The organism is Stenotrophomonas sp. VV52 (genome assembly GCF_002893095.1).
GTDB classification, from domain to species: Bacteria; Pseudomonadota; Gammaproteobacteria; order Xanthomonadales; family Xanthomonadaceae; genus Stenotrophomonas; species Stenotrophomonas aracearum.
In genome coordinates, this window is record NZ_PKQQ01000012.1 from 1 (window position 1) to 18,412 (window position 18,412).

An 18,412-nucleotide genomic window follows, 5' to 3' on the forward strand; every position below is an offset into this window, starting at 1 on the left:
GTAAGTGTCCGTGAAAACGGGGGTGAACCCCCAGGAGCGCGCTGATCATCGGATCCGTTGCGCTCCTGTCATGGGCGGCCCTGGTCCCACTCCCAAGCGACGTTGCATTGCAAGGGGTCGTCACACCAAATGGAAATAAGAAAGCAGTCGAAGCGCGCGGTCAAGGAGTGATCGATCAAATAAATGTTTCTGAAGGAGACATGGTCAGAGCAGGCGACGTGCTTGTTCGTCTTGACGCGACTTCTACTGTAGCCGACTACCACTCTCTTCAAGCGCGACACAAAATCGCCAAGGAAACTGCTACTCGAGTTCGCGCAGAACTGGCTTCCAGCAATCGACCGGGAGAAGCAAAAGCGCTTGACGAATCGACGCCACAGCTTGATCCCCTGCACCGTCAGATTCTCAAAGAAAATCTGGCCATCGACGCCCTGACGAGAATGGGAGCTCAATCTGAACTGGAAGCGGCAAAGAAGAAACGCCACGCGGCAACCCTCTCACTCGGCTACAAAAAGCGACAGCTGGAGTTGTCGTCGGAGCAACTGGCGGGCCTTCAAAGGTTGACCTTCGACGGATACCTGTCCAGACACCAACTCATTGGCATGGAGCGTGAGCATCTCAGTCTACAAGCGGAAGTAGCCCAGGAGCAGGCAGCGGTTGCCATTGCGAACGAATCCATCAAGCACCTGTCCTCGCGGCTATCGGGTGCCTCACATACAAGCGGCGCGCAGCGCCTTGACAGCTTGGTCATGCTTGATCGGGAGATGGAGGTCCTGAAGAGTGCGCTGACTTCTGCAAGGGTCTCGCTTGAGTCGGCAGATGTTCGAGCACCGGTGGCTGGAACAGTGGTTGCCTTGGCGGTGCACACCCGCGGAGGCGTAGTGCGTCCTGGCCAGCTCTTGATGGAAATCGTTCCTTCCGGTTCAAGTCTCGAGGTGACGGGGCGGCTGCCGGTCGGGCGCGTTGACGAAGTGGAGCTTGGGACGAACGCCGATCTCTACTTCACCGCAATGGACAGAAACAGCACCCCAAAGCGGCATGGCAGAGTGAAGCGAGTCTCGGCTGATCGAACGACTGACGAGCGATCTGGAGAGCCCTACTACACCGTTGTCATCTCCTTCCAAAATGCCCTGACCGCAGCAGCAGACTCGTTGCCGCTGAAACCCGGCATGCCGGTTGAGATTCGCATCAGGACGAAGGAGAGAACGCTACTAAGCAAGCTACTCAAGCCGGTCATAGACAGGACAAGGACCGAGCTCGCTCTGCAATGATCGATCGACCGTGCCGAAAATGAAATGCCAACTTCGAACGCAAAGGAAGCAAGATGCCCAAGCACTACTCGACTGTTCTACAGGAAGACACCCGCAACACATACGAGGTCTCCAGAGACAACGGACCAGGATATCTACACATGCAGAGCTTCACTGTGTGGACTGCTCCGGCAGGCTCAGTACGATCGGACGGCCACGTTTCGCGAACGGGACACGTATTCCTGACCGTAGAGCACTTCACGGACAACGGTTACAGGCGAGAGTCGATCGGCTTCAGTCCTGGCAGTGATTGGGGCACATCCAGCGACAACATGAGCTTCAGTGACATCGGGGACTACCCCGGGGCGTCCAGTCATCAGTTCTCTTCATACAATGCAAACTTCGCTGCGTCCATCGAAACAATGCTTGGCAACATCAATGGCTACAGATCGGGCGCCAAAACTCCCCCAAACTACAATCTGAAGGACAACAACTGCATTGACTTCGTCCAGGACTTCTTGGAGGCTGCCAGTGTCAACATTACCTTGGCAGCGACGCCCAACGGCGTTCTGGATCAGCTTAAGGATGTTGGAGATGCCTACTTCACTCCCATTGTCGTCGACCTTGACGGTGATGGAGTTCAGACACTGCCAAGTACCGCTGGCGTTTCCTTTGACTTCGATGGACACGGTGTGGCGGCTGCCACGGGGTGGGTCTCGGCACAAGACGGTCTGTTGGTGATGGACATTGACAAGAGTGGCAGCATCGATAGCGGTGCGGAGCTCTTCGGGGAGCACACGCTTCTTGGCAATGGCAATCGGGCGCGAGATGGCTTCCAAGCGCTAGCGGAGCTCGATTTGGATGGTAGTGGAATCATCGACCAGTCCGACGCCGCATGGAGCAGCTTGGGCGTGTGGCAGGACCTCAACATTAACGGCATATCTGAAGCGGGAGAGCTACGTACCTTGGAAGACTGGGGTATCGCGGCAATCAGTCTGGATGCACTCAGAAATGGCGGACGCGACGGGTCCGGAAACATCCATGCCCTTGACTCCAAGGTCTGGTGGGCCGACGGTCACGTTACTGAGGCTGTGGATGTGCTGTTCCGCCAAGGGCAGAATGATTGGTCCATGGAAACGGAAGGCCAAGCAGCGCTTGAGCTCGACGCAGAGGGTTTGGGACTACCGGACTTTGAATTCTGCATTCCCATTGACCAGCAGTATCTGGCTGCATGACAGGGGGATAGTTGATGAGGATTCGAGAAATATTGATAGCTATTGCCATGACACTATCAACGACATCACAAGCTACCGAAATAAGGATTGCAGATCCCATGGATCTCAAGGATCGCATCAAGCTTGCCGTTTCGAGCGGGCTGGATGGCTTTCCGGACTTGCCGCGGGCACAGGACGGTGGGGTCGACCTGGATGCGCTGTTGAACGCATCGGCACGCGGAGATGCGGCGGCAAGCTTGGCGCTTGGAAGAATACATGGCGATGCACGCATCTCAAATGGTTTCGAAGATTCCCGCAAGAGCGTGGCTTACCTGAAGCTGGCGATAGCACAGCGTCCGAGCTACGCGGCTGCCCACCTTTGGCTGGCAAACACTACACTTGAGCAAGGAGAACTTAGTGGAGAGCCTGTGTCCGTGGCATTAGAGCATTACCGGCTTGCAGGGGAGCTCGGGGACCCGAGGGGATATTACAACCTCTCTTCCCTTTACTTCATGGGGAAGGGCGTGACGCAGGATCTCAGACTATCGAAGGACTACGCAGAGAAAGCAGCGACACTCGGTAGTGAGAACGCCAAGCGCGATCTTGCTCACTGGGATCAGCTGGTGGATTCGCAGCTTGGAAGTTCAACTATGGGAGGTCAGAGCCCGCAGCACTGAAACAACGTTGGCGTGTAAGAAAAGTGTTAAGAACAGTCATTAGAGATACGCCGCCGTTAGTGCAGCACCAGTAAAAATACTGGAACAACCGCTGCACGTCCGTCGCGGCAGTATCCTTTCCCCATCCAGCCTCTGCGGGTTCGTCCTTGGGAGTGCATGTATGGGTCTGCTCGCGATTCTGATTTCCCTGGCGCTGCTCATGTGGCTGGCCTACAAGGGCTGGAGCGTGCTGCTGTTGGCGCCAGCGGCGGCACTGCTGACCGCGATACTCTCCGGCGAGGTGGTGCTGGCCAACTGGACCACCACCTTCATGTCCGGCGCTGGCAGCTTCGTCATCCGTTGGTTCCCGCTGTTCCTGCTCGGCGGCATCTTCGGCAAGCTGATGGACGATACCGGGTCCATCACCGCCATTGCGAAGTACCTGACGAAACAGCTCGGGGTGAAACGCACCATGTTGGCCGTGGTGCTGGCCTCTGCGGTGGTCACCTACGGTGGCGTCAGCGTGTTCGTGGCGTTCTTCGTGCTGGTGCCGATGACGCGCGAGATGTTCAAGGCCGCCAACATTCCTTCGCGGCTGATGCCCGCGGCCATCGGCCTGGGCGCTTTCACCTTCACCATGTCGGCGATGCCGGGCAGCCCGTCCACCAACAACGCCATCCCCATGCCGTACTTCGGCACCACCACCTTTGCCGCACCGGGATTGGGCATCGTGGCCTCGATCATCACCATGGCGTTCGGCATGTGGTGGCTGCACCGTGCCGAAGCCAAGGCGCGCACGGCGGGCGAGTCGTATACCGAAGACGATGGAAAGATCGTCATTCCGGAAAAGACCCGCGAGCAGGCCACGAACTCCGGCGACTTCGACCCGGCCGAACTGGAGCACGGCAAGCGCACCGACGACTACCCCTCCTTCATCGTCGCTGTCATGCCACTGGTCGTGGTCATCGTGGTCAACTTCTTGATGGCGCTGATCGTGCTGCCGCGCGTGGACTTCTCCGCGCTGGAAAGCGCGCCGTGGGGAATCGACGTCAACGCGTCCATAGGTGTCTGGTCGGTGCTGATCGCGCTGGCCACCGCCAACCTCACCGCCGTGGTGCTCAACTTCAAGCGCCTGCAATCGCTGCGCGAAAGCCTGGATGCCGGCGCCAACTCGTCCGCACTGCCCATCCTCACCATCGCCAGCCTGGTCGGCTTCGGCGCGGTGGTGGCGGCCATGCCCACCTTCGAAGTGGTGCGTGATGCAGTCCTGCAGATCCCGGGCGGCCCCCTGGTATCGCTGGTGGTGGCCATGAACTCACTGGCCGCATTGACCGGTACGGCCTCCGGCGGCATGGCCATCGCGCTCAACGCGCTGGGCAGCGAGTACATGCGGATGGCGGCCGAGTACGGCATCGACCCGGCGTTGATGCACCGGCTTACCGTGGTCAGCGCCGGCACGCTGGATGCGCTCCCGCACAACGGCACGGTGCTGCTGCTGCTGCAGATCAGCAAGCAGACCCACGCCAACAGCTACTTCGACATGTTCATGACGGTGATCGTCGGCGTGCTGATCTCGCTGGTGGCGATCTTCTTCCTCGGCGCTGCATTCGGTTCCTTCTGAACCCAACACCGCTTCCGTATCTGGAGAGTCAGCCATGAAAACGTTGGTGAAGTTCCTCGCGGCCACATCGCTCCTGCTGGCCTTCCCCGCGTTCGCGCACGTCAGCGCGACCGACCACGCGCACACCGACTTCGCCGCAGGCCTGGCGCACCCCTTCCTCGGGGTGGACCACATCCTGGCCATGGTCGCGGTGGGTCTGTGGGCGAGCACCCTGGGCAGGCGCGGACTGATCGCGGTGCCTGCCGCGTTCGTGGGGGTGATGGTGCTGGGCTTCCTGGCTGCGCTGGGCGGCCTGTCGCTGCCGTTGGTGGAGCCGGTGATCCTGGCGTCGGTGGCGGTGCTCGGGCTGGCCATCGCCTTTGCGCTGCCGGTGTCCCCGCTGTTTGGCGCTGCAGTCGCCGGCTTCTTCGGGTTCTTCCATGGCTACGCGCACGGCGCGGAAATCGGCAGTGCGCACATGCTCACCTACGGCGCCGGGTTCGTGCTCGCAACCGTGGTGCTGCATGCGGTCGGCCTGGGCCTCGGCGTGGGTGCCGGGCGTCTGATGAATGCCAGGGCCGGACGCCTGTCGCTGCGCGTGGCGGGGGGCGCCATCGCCGCCTGGGGCCTGCTGATGATGGTGGGCTGAAGCGGATTCCAGAACGTGGACTGCTTCGATCCCTCCTCTGCACTGCCCCTGCACCTGCTGCGGCTGATCAGCCCCAGCCAGCCGGTCGGCAGCTTCTCCTATTCCAGGGGACTGGAACCGGCCGTGCATGCCGGCGTCGTGCACGATGAAGGCACGGCGTCCTGCTGGATACTGGGCGTGCTGGAGCACAGCTACGCGCTGCTCGACGGCGCACTGTTCTGGCGCATGGCCCACGCTTTGGAGCAGGACGATGGCGCAGCGTTCCGATCAGCCAACGCGTGGCTGGCCGCCGGGCGCGAGAGCAGGGAGCTGGAGCTGGAGGACCGGCGCATGAGCGAGTCGCTGCTGCGCCTGCTTATCGACCTCGGCGTGAGGCGGGCCAGCGACGCTGCCAACGTGCGCCTCACCTACCCCGCGTCCTTTGCGCTGGCCTGCGCGCACTGGGATGTTGCGCCACCCACGGCGCTGCGCGGGCTGATGTGGAGCGTGGTGGAGGCCCAGGTCGCTGCCGCGATGCGACTGGTGCCGCTGGGGCACACCTCGGGCCAACGCATCCTGATTGCTTCGATGCCGGTCATCGAGCGCGCCGCTGGTCGGGCGATGACGGTGAGCGACGACGATATCGGCAACGTCTCCCCCGCGCTGGCGATGATGAGCGCGTGGCACGAGACCCAGTACAGCCGTCTGTTCCGCTCCTGATCAGGGCGGGGAGTGCGCGACGTGGCGCCGCCGGTTGTCTTCCGGCGTGGTCGACTCCGCCGGTGGTACCGGTACCAGCGCCTTGAACGCGTACTGCCCGACCAGCATCAACCAGGTCACGATCACGAACGACGAGGTCAGCACCGGCATGCCGATCGGCTTGAGGAAGATCGCCACCGACGCCCACAGCCACGCCGAAACCGCTGCGCCGAACAGCGCGTAGCAGAAGCTGCGCCAGGTCAACACCAGGAAGATGCCCCCCAGTGCCATCGCGGTCAGTGCCGCGTTGTAGCCGAACAGGCCATCGCGGATCGCCCCTTCCGGGCCACCGAACAGCGCGGCGACCACCGTACCCACCACCGCGCCCAGCAGGCACATCCCGGCCGCAATGCGCGAATGCAGCGCGATGCCCAGCAGAATGATGTAGCCGGTGATCCAGTTGTCCTGGAAGAAGATCTGCCCCACCGACGCGCCGATGCCCATGTACCAGGTGGGCAGCACATACGGCGCGACGTACGAGAACTGATCCGGCGACACCGGCTTGGCCATGGGCCCGGCCTCGATGGCGTCGAACTTCAGGATGGCGAACAGGAACAGCCAGCCGATCAGCACGAACGGCATCGTCAGCGGCGCCACCTTGTGCGGGCCCAGCAGTGCGGCCAGGCTGGCGAAGGCCAGGGTGCTCATGGCCGCGCCGCAGACCAGGTAGACGAACATCGCAACGGACGGGACCGCGCCGCTCTGGAAGTCCTCACTGGTGAACGCAATCAGGGCGAGTGCCACCAGCGCGCCGTTGAAGCCGAACAGCCCATCGCGGATCAGCCCGCGGTCGGCCTTGAGGACGACCGCCGTCAACGTGCTGGCCAGCACGCCGACCACGCAGATGGCGGCGTAGACCCAGGAGTTGAACGCGATGCCCAGCAGGATGACCAGGCCACTCCAGGGGTTGTTCTGGAAGACGACCTGGCCGATCCCCCGCAGTGTCCAGTTGGCCACATTCATCGCGCGGGCCTAGAACAGGAAGTAGCGCTGGGCCATGGGCAACACATCCACCGGTTCGCAGGTGATCAGTTCGCCGTCCACGCGGACCTGGTAGTTCTGCGGATCGACTTCCAGCTTGGGGGTGAGCCCGTTGTGGATCATGTCCTTCTTGCGCAGCGAACGGATGACCTTGACCGCCACCAGGTGCTTGTTGAGCTTGAGTTTCTCGCCGATGCCATCGGCCAGCGCGCTCCGGGACACGAACGTGACCCCGGTGGAGGCACCGGCACGGCCCATGCCGGCGTACATGGGCCGGTAGTGCACCGGCTGCGGCGTGGAAATGGACGCGTTCGGGTCGCCCATCGGGGCCACCGCGATCATGCCGCCAATCAGCACGGCCTTGGGTTTCACCCCGAAGAAGTCGGTCTTCCACAGCGCCAGGTCGGCGCGCTTGCCGACCTCGACCGAGCCCACCTCGTGCGCCAGGCCGTGGGTGATCGCCGGGTTGATCGTGTACTTGGCCACGTAGCGCTTGACCCGGAAGTTGTCATTACGCGCGTTGTCCTCGGGCAGCGGCCCACGCTGCACCTTCATCTTGTGCGCGGTCTGCCAGCAGCGCAGCGTGGTTTCGCCGATGCGGCCCATCGCCTGCGAGTCCGAGGACATCATGGAGAACACACCCATGTCATGCAGGATGTCTTCGGCGGCGATGGTCTCGCGACGGATCCGCGACTCGGCAAAGGCCACGTCCTCGGGCACCTGGGAACTGAGGTGATGGCAGACCATCAGCATGTCCAGGTGCTCGTCCACGGTGTTGATCGTGTACGGCCGGGTCGGATTGGTCGACGAGGGCAGGATGTTCTCTTCCCCGGCGGCGGTGATGATGTCCGGCGCATGGCCACCGCCGGCCCCTTCGGTATGGAAGCTGTGGATGGTGCGGCCCTTCATGGCCGCGAAGCTGTCGCGCACGAAGCCGCTCTCGTTGAGCGTATCGGTATGGATGGCGACCTGGATGTCTTCCTCATCGGCCACGGTCAGGCAGTTGTCGATGGTCGCCGGGGTGGTGCCCCAGTCCTCATGCAGCTTCAGCCCGATCACGCCCGCGCGGATCTGTTCGCGCAGCGGTTCGGGTTGGCTCGCATTGCCCTTGCCCAGCAATCCGACGTTGAGGGGCAGCACGTCGGCGGCCTCCAGCATGCGGTGGATCGCCCACGGTCCGGGCGTCACCGTGGTGGCCAGGGTGCCCACGGTGGGGCCGGTGCCGCCGCCGACCAGCGTGGTGGTGCCGCTGGCCAGTGCCTCGTCGGCCTGCTGCGGGCAGATGAAGTGGATATGGGTGTCGATGCCACCGGCGGTGACGATGTTGCCTTCGCCGGCGATGACGTCGGTACCGGGACCGATCACGATGTCCACGCCGGGCTGGATATCCGGATTGCCTGCCTTGCCGATGCCGGAAATGCGTCCGTCCTTGATCCCGATGTCGGCCTTGATGATGCCCCAGTGGTCGAGAATGATCACGCTGGTGATGACCACGTCGGCCACCTCGCTGGCCAGCCGCTGGCCCTGTCCCATGCCGTCGCGGATGACCTTGCCACCGCCGAAGATGACTTCCTCGCCGTAGATGGTGCGGTCTTCCTCGATCTCGATGATCAGCTCGGTGTCGGCCAGCCGTACACGGTCGCCCCTGGTCGGGCCATAAAGATTCGCATAGGCGTCGCGGGTGATGGTAACCATATGCCTGCCCCTACAGTTTGCCCATGATCAAGCCGTTGAACCCATGGACCTCGCGCGCTCCAGCGAGCGCCACAAGCTCCACCGTGCGGTCCTGGCCCGGCTCGAAACGAACTGCGGTGCCGGCAGGGATGTTCAGGCGGAAGCCGCGGGCCTGGTCGCGGTCGAACAGCAGTGCCGTGTTGGTTTCGAAGAAGTGGTAATGCGAGCCGACCTGGATGGGACGGTCGCCGGAATTGCTCACCTGCAGGCTGCGGCGTTCGCGTCCCTGGTTGAGCTCGATCGATCCTTCTTCGATGAAATACTCTCCGGGAATCATGACGACCACCTCACGGGATTGGATTGTGGACGGTAACGAGCTTGGTGCCGTCCGGGAACGTGGCTTCCACCTGGATGTCGTGGATCATCTCCGCCACGCCCTCCATTACATCGCTGCGGGTCAGCAGCGTGGCGCCATACGACATCAGGTCGGCCACGGTCCTGCCGTCACGTGCGCCCTCCACCACCGCTGCGGAAATCAACGCCACCGCTTCGGGGTAGTTGAGCTTCACGCCCCGCGCTTTGCGTCGTTCGGCGACCAACGCCGCAGTGAACAGCAGCAGCTTGTCTTTCTCACGTGGCAACAGGTCCATGGCTCTGCTCTCGTTGGTTGTCTCAGGTCGCCCAGATACGCGGTGCGACGCCACCCTTGCCGATACCGCCCTCACGCAGCACGTGCCACGCCCTGCGGAACAGCGACTTGGCCTGCGACATGTGGTCGCCCAGGTAACGGCAGACCACCACGCGCTCCAGCGCGCTCACCGAGAACACATGCTGCGCGTCGTCGCCGAGTGTGTCGCGGACACGCGCCGCCGCGTCTTCAATGGACGGTCCGGCGTACACCAGCGTGCCCATGATCGGTTGGCCTGCCAGCACGAAGGGCTGGTCTTTCACCGCCTCCGGCCCTGACACGCAGAAGCGTTCGAACCAGATCGGTTCGCCGTCGCGCACGATCTCCACGCACTGCCGGAACGTCCCTGCGCCGAAACGTTCGCCCGCAGCTGGCCGTCCGAAACTTACGAAGTCCCAGCCGATATACACGGCATCAGCCGCAAGCACGGCCTGGGTCTTCATGGAGGCGGTGGCACCGGCGAACACGATGGTCTCCTGGGGAAGGTATTCACAGACCGCTCCAGCGGCGACGTCGATGCGAACCTGCTGCATGCTGGTCCGTTCTTCGCTGCGGTAGAACTTGGTTGCGCCCGGTGTAGTGAGCACCGTCCGCGCCTGCTCGGCCAGGTGGCACTCGATCGCCAACTGGTCGCCACCGGCAATGCCACCGGGTGGGTGCAGTATGTACACATGTGCGGATCCGTCGGTTTCTGGATAGAACGCGCGCTGCACAGCCAGTGGCCCAACATGCTGGCGTCGCATGAGGCGGGTCTTGCCTTCCTGGTGCTCGAACCACAGCTCAAGCTTGCCACGCCAATCGTTCGCAGCCATCAAGGACTCCCTGTGACTTGCAGGCCAACGACGCATTCGAATCAACTGCGCTAGAGTAGATTCATTGGACACCCGTCATGTTCAGCCGGAGTGAAAGATGCTTAAGGCCATCGCGGTAGAAGACGGTTCCGTTGAACACGGCTGGTTGCCCCGAGTGTCACTGGGCACCTTGGTGCTGAGTTACGACGAACGGCATGTGCGCCGTCGCGCACTCACACTGCCGAGCGGCGAGAAGATCCTGCTGGACCTGCCTGAGCCGGTTGTGCTCGCTTCCGGCGCGCAGCTGCTGCTGGAAGATGGCACGGTCGTCCACATTCATGCAGCGGAAGAAGCGTTGCTGGAAGTCACCGCCAAGAACCCGCTGCACCTCACTGAACTGGCGTGGCACATCGGCAACCGGCACCTCGCCGCCGCCATCTATCCCGACCGCATCCTGATCGCGCGCGACCACGTCATTACCGCCATGCTGGAAGGCCTGGGCGCGAAGGTGCGCGAAGTCAATGAACCGTTCAGTCCGGTGCGCGGTGCGTACAGCCACCAACACTCGCATTCGCACGGACATACGCCATGAGCTCACAACATGGTCCCCTGCGTATCGGCATCGGCGGGCCGGTCGGCTCCGGCAAGACCACGCTGACCGAGAAGCTGTGCAAGGCACTGCGTGATCGCCTCTCCATTGCAGTGATCACCAACGACATCTACACCAAGGAAGACGCGATGATCCTCGCGCGTCGCCAAGCGCTGTCCGAGGACCGGATCATGGCCGTGGAAACCGGGGGTTGCCCGCACACCGCCATCCGCGAAGATGCCTCGATCAACCTGCAGGCGATTGCCGAGATGAACCGCGCGTTCCCCGATCTGGACGTGGTGTTCATCGAGTCCGGTGGTGACAATCTGGCCGCTACCTTCTCACCGGACCTGGCCGACCTTACCCTCTACGTGATCTCCGTCTGCCAAGGCGAAGAAATTCCGCGCAAGGGCGGGCCAGGCATCACCAAGTCGGACTTCCTGGTCATCAACAAGAGCGACCTGGCGCCATACGTGGATGTGGATCTCGAGGTGATGCAGCGCGACGCGCTGAAAATGCGCGGCACCCGTCCGTTCGGCTTCACGGACCTTTCCAGAGGAAAAGGGCTGGATGAAATTGTCGACTTCATCATGGAAAACGGCGGGCTCCACGCCTGATGCGGTGACGTCGGGCGATGCGAAAGCGTTGCCCGATTCCACGGTCGAGGTGGCGCAGCTGTTCGGCTTCGATAGCGGCATGCGTGTGCCCGCCTATGCGGAAGCAAGCGCGCACGTACCGGAAATCGATCCGGACTACGTGTTCCATCGCGAGACGACCCTGGCCATCCTCGCCGGCTTCGCCCATCGGCGCCGGGTAATGGTGTCCGGTTACCACGGCACCGGCAAGTCCACCCATATCGAGCAGGTTGCGGCGCGGCTCAACTGGCCGTGCGTGCGCATCAACCTGGACAGCCATGTCAGCCGCATCGATCTGATCGGCAAGGACGCCATCGTGATCCGGGACGGCAGGCAGGTCACCGAGTTCCGCGATGGCATCCTGCCGTGGGCTTACCAGAACAACGTGGCGCTGGTACTCGACGAGTACGACGCCGGGCGGCCTGACGTCATGTTCGTCATCCAGCGCGTGCTGGAATCGTCCAGCCGGCTCACCCTGCTCGACCAGGCGCGCGTGCTGCTGCCGCACCCGGCATTCCGCCTGTTCGCCACCGCCAATACGGTGGGGCTTGGCGACAGCACCGGCCTGTACCACGGCACGCAGCAGATCAACCAGGCGCAGATGGACCGCTGGTCGATCGTGGCAGCGCTCAACTATCTGGCGCAGGACGATGAAGTGGCGATCGTGCTGGCCAAGGCCAGGCACCACCGCAACGACGCGGGGCAGGAAACGGTGGTGCGGATGGTGCAGGTGGCGAATCTGACCCGCGCCGCATTCGCCAATGGCGACATCGCCACGGTAATGAGCCCACGCACGGTCATTACCTGGGCCGAGAACGTGGAGATCTTCGGTGACATCGCGTTTGCGTTCCGGCTCACCTTCCTCAACAAGTGCGACGAACTGGAGCGCGGCATCGTCGCGGAGTTCTATCAGCGCGTCTTCGGCGAGGACCTGCCGGAGTCGATAGCCAACGTGCAGTTGCCTTGACATGAAAGCGCAGCGCGGGGCGGAACAGGATGCGGTCCGGCTGGCCCTTGACGCATGTTCACGCGCACTTGCAGGTGACCGAAACGCTGAACAGACCGCGCCGCGAAGCAGCCTCGCGCTGAGCCGGCTTGCTGTCACCCGAGGCATCAGCGATGCCCGTGCGCTGCGCCGGGCCCACCATGACGCGCGCATGCATGAGGACATGGCACCGAACAATCCACATGCGCGCGCGGTGTACGACGCATTGGAGAGCGTCCGCATTGAAGCCGTGGGAGCCGTTCGCATGCGCGGCGTAGCGCGAAACCTGGCTGCTGCACTGGAGAACGCGCTGGACGAGCGCGAGGCGGACGCAACGACGGTGCTTGCGCTGATCCTTCGAACGCGGCTGACCAGTGAGCCGTCGCCAGTGACTGGAGCGGCGGCACTCGCGAAGCATGGAGCGTGGGTGCACGACCAGTTCGAAAATATGCTGCAGGAACTTCCATACGTTATGTACGAGCAGTCCAGCTTCGCACGGGTTGTCACCAGGCATCTGGATGCACTGGCAGCTGACGTGTTGCTGGAAGCGCACATGCATCGCGCACCATTGAACTACGCGTCCATCAAGGGGGCGGATGAACCTGGCCAGACCGATGCGGTGCGTGAGAAGCAGCATGAGCACTTTGAGGATGCGACCGAATTGGACCAGCCCGCCATCGTAGATGTGCCCTCAACCCTGGACCGGCGGGATGGACAGCCATTGAATCCGGCGCGGCTACGCGCGGCCAGCCGAACGATAGCCGCTGATACCGGCTACCGCGTGTTCACTACCGAGTTCGATCAGATCGCGAACGCGCGGGACCTTCGCACCCCGGAGGAGCTTCAGCGGCTACGCGGTGTGCTGAACCGGCATCGCGCCGCGCACCGCGTTACCGTAGGGCGCCTAGCGGCGCGCCTCCAGCGGCATCTGATGGCACGCCAACAGCGCGATTGGGCATTCGATCTCGAGGAAGGCGAGCTGGACACCGCCCGGCTTGCGCGCATCATCATCGACCCGACGCAGCCGCTGTCGTTCAAGCAGGAGCGCGAGAGCCGCTTCCGCGACACGGCGGTCACCCTGCTGATCGACAACTCCGGCTCCATGCACGGTCGCCCCATCGCCGTGGCTGCGGTCTGTTGCGACATCCTTGCCGCCACGCTGGAGCGCTGCGGTGTCAGCGTTGAGATCCTCGGCTTCACCACAGGGGCGTGGAACGGCGGACAGCCACGGGAGCGGTGGTTGAAGGCGGCTAGGCCCGCCGCACCGGGCCGCCTCAACCAGACCCGCCACATCATCTACAAATCCGCGCAGCAGCCGCTGCGTCGCGCCAGGAGCAGCCTCGGCCTGATGCTCTGCGATGAGCTCCTGAAGGAGAACATCGACGGCGAGGCCCTGCTATGGGCACACCAGCGCCTGCTCGCCCGGCCCGAGCAGCGCAGACTTCTCATCGTCGTCTCCGACGGCGCGCCCGCCGATGACGCCACGCTTTCGGCCAACCCACGGGATTATCTTGAGCGCCACCTGCGCGCGGTGATCGACATGATCGAAAAGCGCTCGCCTGTAGAGCTGGTGGCGATAGGCATGGGCCATGACGTTGGCAGGCACTACGCGAGTGCAGTCACCATCCGCGAGCCGGAGCAACTGGCAGGCGCGCTGACAAATGAGCTTGGCGGGCTGCTCGTGCAACGCGCCGCCCGTCGACATCACTGCGCCGGTGCCGGCGCCACATCCAGCCGCAGCACCAGGTAACGCATGAAGAACTGCGTGATCGGCCCCACGCACAGTGCGAACACCACCGTCCCCACACCGGCAATGCCACCCAGGGCGAAGCCCAGCGCCAGCACCACCAGCTCGATGCAGGTGCGGACCCGCTGGATGGACCACCCCGCTCGGCGGGCAAAGCCGGTCATCAGGCCGTCGCGCGGGCCGGTTCCCAGTTGTGCGCCGACATAGAGCGCGGTGGCGATCGCGCACACCACCACGCCGGTGAGCAGGTAGAGCCAGCGCAGCCCCAAGGCCTCCGGCGCGTCGAACACCTGCAGGTTGATGTCGGTGAACGGCCCCAGCAGCAGGGTGTTGGCCAGCGTGCCCAACCCGGGCATCTGCCGCAGGGGGATCCACAGCAGCAGCACCACCAGCGCCACCAGCACCATGATCGTGCCCAGCGACAGCGGCAGGTGCCGCGCGGCGCCCTCGTGGAACACTACCCACGGCGAACCGCCCAGCGTGCTGCGCATCAGCAGCGCGTTGGAAATGCCGTACAGATACAGCCCGACCAGCAGCCGTACCAGACGTTCGGGCAGGCGGCCTGCGCGGAGCTGGGCGAGAGGGCCGAGATTGGCCAGTCCAAGCGGAGAGGTATTCAGGTTCATGGGGCCAGTATCCCGACAAGTGGCACTTCCACGTAGAGCCAGTTCAGCCATAGTGGCTCCATGAATCGCACCCTGACTCCCCAGCACCTGGCCACCCTGGTCGGCCAGTTCCCGCGCAAGCCGGCGTATCGAGGGTTGCGCCAGGTCCTGCAGGAACTCATTGGCGACGGTCGCATCCCGCTCGACACCCGCCTGCCGAGTGAGCGCGCGGTCTCCGTGCAGCTCGGGGTGTCCCGCAACACAGTCACGCGTGCCTATGCCGACCTGGTGGCTGCCGGCTTCGCCAGCACCCGCCACGGCGCCGGCACGTTCGCCGCGGTGCCTGCCGAACGCCGCCGCGCGCACGACCACGCGCTGCGTTCGGTGGCTAATCCTTACGACCCGGAAGGCAGCATCGACCTCACCTGCGCATCCACCACGGCCATACCTGGCATAGGCGCTGCCTATGAGCGAGCCATGGAGCGATTGCCCGGATACCTCGGCAGCGATGGCTACCGTCCCACCGGCCTGCCAGCCTTGCGCGCCCTGATCGCCCAGCAGTTCGCCCAACGTGGGCTGCCTACCGATCCCGACCAGATCATGGTGTGCTCAGGCGCACTGGCCGCCACCGCCGTGGTGGCGCGGGCGCTGTCGCGCCCTGGCGACCGGGTGATGATCGAATCGCCGGTGTACCCCAACGTCATCGAAGCGCTTCGGCTCGGCGGCGCGCGGCTGGTGGCCTCTCCCATGGGCGACGCGTTGGGCGAAGAAGGCTGGGACCTCGATGGCGTAGCCGCCACCCTCACACAGACCCGGCCGCACCTGGCGTACCTCATTCCGGACTTCCAGAATCCCACCGGCTTCCTGATGCGCGACGACCAGCGCGCACGCTATGCCGCCGAACTGCAGGCCACGCGCACCGTCCCCATCGTCGACGAATCGTTGCAGGCGCTGTCGCTCACAGACGCGCCAATGCCGCTGCCGTTCGCCGCGCATGCCCCGGAGACGATCACCGTGGGCAGCGTGTCCAAGCTGTACTGGAGTGGTCTGCGCGTGGGCTGGATCCGCGCGCCGCAGGGAATGATGGACGCGGTCATCAAGGCACGGCTGCAGTTGGACCTGGGCACCGCCCTGTTCGACCAGCTGGTGGTGACCGAACTGCTGCAGGACGAGGCGTTGCTGGCCGCCCGCCGCACCCAGCTGCGCGAGCGCCGCGACACGCTGGCCAACGCCATCATCGAATACCTGCCGGAATGGCGCTTCCGTCTCCCGCAGGGCGGCATGACGCTGTGGCTGCAGCTGCCGGCGGGCACCAGCGCCACCCAGTTCGCGACCCGCCTGGAAGCCGCCGGCGTCCACATCCCGCCCGGCCCGATGTTCAGCGTGGAAGGTGGCGGCGACCAATGGCTGCGCATTCCCTTCGTGCGGCCCGAGGCGGATCTGAACGAAGCCGTGCGGCGCATCGCCGACGTCTGGTCCAGCGGCCCGTTACGCGCGTCGGCGCGCAGGCAGGGTGCCCAGGTCGTGATCCTCTGATTGGTTCACCGCGCTCAACACGCCGTTTCCCGTCCACCGTCTACCGTGCGTCCACGCGCCTGCCTATCGTGCTCCGAACCCCCCACGTTCCGGAAACACCATGCAGACCCTCCATGGCAAAACCGCCCTGATCACCGGCGGCAGCAGCGGCATTGGATTGGCGACCGCGAAGCTCTTCGCAGCGCAGGGCGCCCACGTCATCATCACCGGGCGGCGAAAAGACGTCGTTGACGCCGCAGTGGCCTCCATCGGCAGTGCGGCCACCGGCCTCGTTGGAGACGTCGCGGACATCGCCCACCATGACGCAGTGGCGGCCGAGCTGAAGCAACGCTTTGGCGGCCTGGACATCTACATGGCCAACGCCGGCCTGAATACCATCAACGACTCGACCCAGGTCAGTCCCGAAGAGTTCGATGCCCAGTTCAGCGCCAACGCGCGCGGCGTGTTCTTTGGCGTGCAGAACATCGCGCCGATCATGCGCGACGGCGGCGCCATCATCATCACCAGCTCGATCGCCAGCCAGAAGGTACTGGACGGCCACGCCGTGTACGCAGGTTCCAAGGCCGCCATCGAAGCCTTCGCACGCAGCTGGATGGTCGAGTTCAGCGCACGCCGCATCCGCGTCAACGTGCTCAGCCCGGGTCCGGTCAACACCCCGATCCTGGACAAGCTTGGCATCCCGCCGGAACAGCGCGGTGACTTCGAACAGCAGGTCGCAAGCGCCATCCCGCTGGGCCGGCTGGGCGAGCCCGAAGAGCTGGCCAGCGCCGCCTTGTTCTTGGCCTCCGACGCGGGCAGCTTCGTCAACGGCGTGGTGCTGCGCGTGGACGGTGGGATGTCTGTGCTGTAGGCACGTCAGATTTCCCTGATACTGCGGCGCCTGCGAACCCGCTAGCATCGGACGCCAACGCCCATCACCATGGCCTACCGATGACAAGCATCAAGGCAATGAAACTGCTGTTCGCAGGGTTGATCCTGGCAGCGGGAGTGTTCGTAGCGGGCTACCACGGTGGCAAGCAGTTGGCGAAGGCCGAGATAGCCGCGCAGAGCGTGGCAACCCGGAAGTGATAGGGAACTGACGCCGGCCGGGCGTCACTTGCCCGGCTGGGTTCCTCGCGCGTTGCGCACCACGTAACGACGGCTTTGCGCACAGTATTTCCGATCAGACAAGATTCCCCTTTCCAATGCCTTGGGCCAAGATCGGCCGATCCAGACAAAGGGCAACGGGAATGAATGCATGGATCTACCTGGCGGTGGCAATCCTCAGTGAGGTCATCGCCACCAGCGCATTGAAGGCCAGCGAGGGCTTCTCCAAGGTGGGACCTTCCATTCTGGTCGTGCTCTTCTACGGCGTTTCCTTCTACTGCCTGTCGCAGACCCTCAAGAGCGTTCCAGTCGGGGTGGCCTACGCCATCTGGTCCGGCGTCGGGATCGTCTTCATCACACTGGTGGCTTGGGTCCTGCACGGCCAGAAGATCGATCTGTGGGGCGTGATCGGCATGGCGATGATCACCGGCGGGGTGGTGGTCATGAACACGCTCTCCAAGACGTCGGGCCACTGACGAGGAAGATGTATGGTTCAGGGAAAAGCCGTTGAGCTGCGCCAGCCCACCGGACACACTGGCTTCCAGACCACCTACTGACGTATCGGAATCTGCATGTTGAGGCGGCCCCGCGTTCTACTGGTTGAAGACCAGCTGGACCTGCGCGATCTGATAGGTAATGCACTGGCGGACCACGGCGTTGACGTCGTCCTGGCAGAGGACGGCCGCTGCGCCGAGGAACTGATCAGGCTCCACGGCGATTTCGATGTCGTCTTCAGTGACATTGAGATGCCGAACGGTGTATCGGGAATCGAACTGGCCGAAACCGTGGCACGTTACCTGCCCCAGGCCCAGGTGATCCTGGCCTCGGGTTACGCCCGGAGCCAGCTGCCGCCGCTGCCGGAGGGCGTCACCTTCCTGTCCAAGCCCTATCGTCTCAAGCAACTCATGGCGCTGTTCAATGCTGTCACGCGCGCTGAGGGTGGACGCAACGCTCCAGGAACCGACCCGTTCGTTTCGACACCGGGATAGCA

The 18,412-nt window shown here is 63.7% G+C and carries 20 protein-coding genes; 14 read left to right on the forward strand and 6 right to left on the reverse strand.

The window, feature by feature from the left end; all coding sequences use genetic code 11:
- The first annotated feature begins 47 nt into the window (after nucleotides 1-47).
- From C2U58_RS16760 to C2U58_RS16785, 6 genes are all read left to right on the forward strand, one after another.
- Nucleotides 48-1,268, forward strand: a complete 1,221-nt coding sequence (locus C2U58_RS16760) for an HlyD family type I secretion periplasmic adaptor subunit (RefSeq protein ID WP_301182359.1) — start codon at nucleotides 48-50, stop codon at nucleotides 1,266-1,268.
- Between the two features lie 140 nt (nucleotides 1,269-1,408).
- Entirely contained in the window at nucleotides 1,409-2,482 is a 1,074-nt protein-coding gene (locus C2U58_RS16765; RefSeq protein ID WP_146033491.1) for a hypothetical protein, read from the forward strand.
- 14 nt (nucleotides 2,483-2,496) lie between these two features.
- Nucleotides 2,497-3,138 carry a sel1 repeat family protein gene (locus C2U58_RS16770; protein WP_146033492.1) on the forward strand — a complete coding sequence of 214 codons (642 nt, stop codon included), beginning with the start codon at nucleotides 2,497-2,499 and terminating at the stop codon, nucleotides 3,136-3,138.
- A 160-nt stretch (nucleotides 3,139-3,298) separates the two neighbouring features.
- On the forward strand, nucleotides 3,299-4,738 hold the full coding sequence (locus tag C2U58_RS16775) for an SLC13 family permease (protein WP_102946896.1): 1,440 nt from the start codon (nucleotides 3,299-3,301) through the stop codon (nucleotides 4,736-4,738).
- Nucleotides 4,739-4,772: 34 nt separating this feature from the next.
- Nucleotides 4,773-5,366 carry a HupE/UreJ family protein gene (locus C2U58_RS16780; protein ID WP_102946897.1) on the forward strand — a complete coding sequence of 198 codons (594 nt, stop codon included), beginning with the start codon at nucleotides 4,773-4,775 and terminating at the stop codon, nucleotides 5,364-5,366.
- Between the two features lie 15 nt (nucleotides 5,367-5,381).
- The gene (locus tag C2U58_RS16785; RefSeq protein ID WP_102946898.1) at nucleotides 5,382-6,065 is read left to right on the forward strand and encodes an urease accessory protein UreF; all 684 of its coding nucleotides are present in this window, start codon (nucleotides 5,382-5,384) and stop codon (nucleotides 6,063-6,065) included.
- On the opposite strand, the gene C2U58_RS16790 is transcribed toward C2U58_RS16785, so the two are convergent.
- From C2U58_RS16790 to C2U58_RS16810, 5 genes are read right to left on the reverse strand one after another with little or no spacing between them, the layout of a single operon-like run.
- On the reverse strand, nucleotides 6,066-7,067 hold the full coding sequence (locus tag C2U58_RS16790; RefSeq protein WP_102946899.1) for an urea transporter: 1,002 nt from the start codon (nucleotides 7,065-7,067) through the stop codon (nucleotides 6,066-6,068).
- Between the two features lie 9 nt (nucleotides 7,068-7,076).
- Nucleotides 7,077-8,780, reverse strand: coding sequence for an urease subunit alpha (gene ureC, locus C2U58_RS16795; RefSeq protein ID WP_102946900.1), 1,704 nt, complete (start codon nucleotides 8,778-8,780; stop codon nucleotides 7,077-7,079).
- 10 nt (nucleotides 8,781-8,790) lie between these two features.
- On the reverse strand, nucleotides 8,791-9,096 hold the full coding sequence (locus C2U58_RS16800) for an urease subunit beta (protein ID WP_102946981.1): 306 nt from the start codon (nucleotides 9,094-9,096) through the stop codon (nucleotides 8,791-8,793).
- 10 nt (nucleotides 9,097-9,106) lie between these two features.
- Nucleotides 9,107-9,409, reverse strand: a complete 303-nt coding sequence (ureA, locus tag C2U58_RS16805; protein ID WP_070207788.1) for an urease subunit gamma — start codon at nucleotides 9,407-9,409, stop codon at nucleotides 9,107-9,109.
- Nucleotides 9,410-9,431: 22 nt separating this feature from the next.
- A complete protein-coding gene (locus C2U58_RS16810; RefSeq protein WP_102946901.1) occupies nucleotides 9,432-10,259 on the reverse strand; it encodes an urease accessory protein UreD in 828 nt (275 codons plus the stop codon).
- A 97-nt stretch (nucleotides 10,260-10,356) separates the two neighbouring features.
- On the opposite strand from C2U58_RS16810, the gene C2U58_RS16815 reads away from it, so the two are divergent.
- The 4 genes from C2U58_RS16815 to C2U58_RS16830 are packed head-to-tail and all read left to right on the forward strand — an operon-like array spanning nucleotide 10,357 to nucleotide 14,197.
- The gene (locus C2U58_RS16815) at nucleotides 10,357-10,830 is read left to right on the forward strand and encodes an urease accessory protein UreE (RefSeq protein ID WP_102946902.1); all 474 of its coding nucleotides are present in this window, start codon (nucleotides 10,357-10,359) and stop codon (nucleotides 10,828-10,830) included.
- Nucleotides 10,827-11,444 carry an urease accessory protein UreG gene (ureG, locus tag C2U58_RS16820; protein WP_102946903.1) on the forward strand — a complete coding sequence of 206 codons (618 nt, stop codon included), beginning with the start codon at nucleotides 10,827-10,829 and terminating at the stop codon, nucleotides 11,442-11,444. Before C2U58_RS16815 ends, ureG begins: the two co-directional genes overlap by 4 nt.
- Complete coding sequence (gene cobS / locus C2U58_RS16825) at nucleotides 11,398-12,429, forward strand: cobaltochelatase subunit CobS (protein ID WP_102946904.1); 1,032 nt, start codon at nucleotides 11,398-11,400, stop codon at nucleotides 12,427-12,429. Before ureG ends, cobS begins: the two co-directional genes overlap by 47 nt.
- Before the next feature lies 1 nt (nucleotide 12,430).
- Nucleotides 12,431-14,197, forward strand: a complete 1,767-nt coding sequence (locus C2U58_RS16830; protein WP_102946905.1) for a cobaltochelatase subunit CobT — start codon at nucleotides 12,431-12,433, stop codon at nucleotides 14,195-14,197.
- On the opposite strand, the gene C2U58_RS16835 is transcribed toward C2U58_RS16830, so the two are convergent.
- The gene (locus tag C2U58_RS16835; protein ID WP_102946906.1) at nucleotides 14,152-14,820 is read right to left on the reverse strand and encodes a hypothetical protein; all 669 of its coding nucleotides are present in this window, start codon (nucleotides 14,818-14,820) and stop codon (nucleotides 14,152-14,154) included. The two genes, C2U58_RS16830 and C2U58_RS16835, sit on opposite strands and share 46 nt — an antisense overlap.
- A 60-nt stretch (nucleotides 14,821-14,880) precedes the next feature.
- On the opposite strand from C2U58_RS16835, the gene C2U58_RS16840 reads away from it, so the two are divergent.
- The 4 genes from C2U58_RS16840 to C2U58_RS16855 all read left to right on the forward strand — a co-directional run bounded on the left by C2U58_RS16840 (nucleotide 14,881) and on the right by C2U58_RS16855 (nucleotide 18,410).
- On the forward strand, nucleotides 14,881-16,335 hold the full coding sequence (locus C2U58_RS16840) for a PLP-dependent aminotransferase family protein (protein ID WP_102946907.1): 1,455 nt from the start codon (nucleotides 14,881-14,883) through the stop codon (nucleotides 16,333-16,335).
- A gap of 100 nt (nucleotides 16,336-16,435) precedes the next feature.
- Entirely contained in the window at nucleotides 16,436-17,185 is a 750-nt protein-coding gene (locus C2U58_RS16845; protein ID WP_102946908.1) for a glucose 1-dehydrogenase, read from the forward strand.
- A 379-nt stretch (nucleotides 17,186-17,564) separates the two neighbouring features.
- Nucleotides 17,565-17,897 (forward strand): multidrug efflux SMR transporter, encoded by a 333-nt coding sequence (locus tag C2U58_RS16850; RefSeq protein ID WP_070207799.1) that lies wholly within the window; start codon nucleotides 17,565-17,567, stop codon nucleotides 17,895-17,897.
- A gap of 96 nt (nucleotides 17,898-17,993) precedes the next feature.
- The gene (locus C2U58_RS16855; RefSeq protein WP_102946909.1) at nucleotides 17,994-18,410 is read left to right on the forward strand and encodes a response regulator; all 417 of its coding nucleotides are present in this window, start codon (nucleotides 17,994-17,996) and stop codon (nucleotides 18,408-18,410) included.
- Nucleotides 18,411-18,412: the final 2 nt, after the last annotated feature.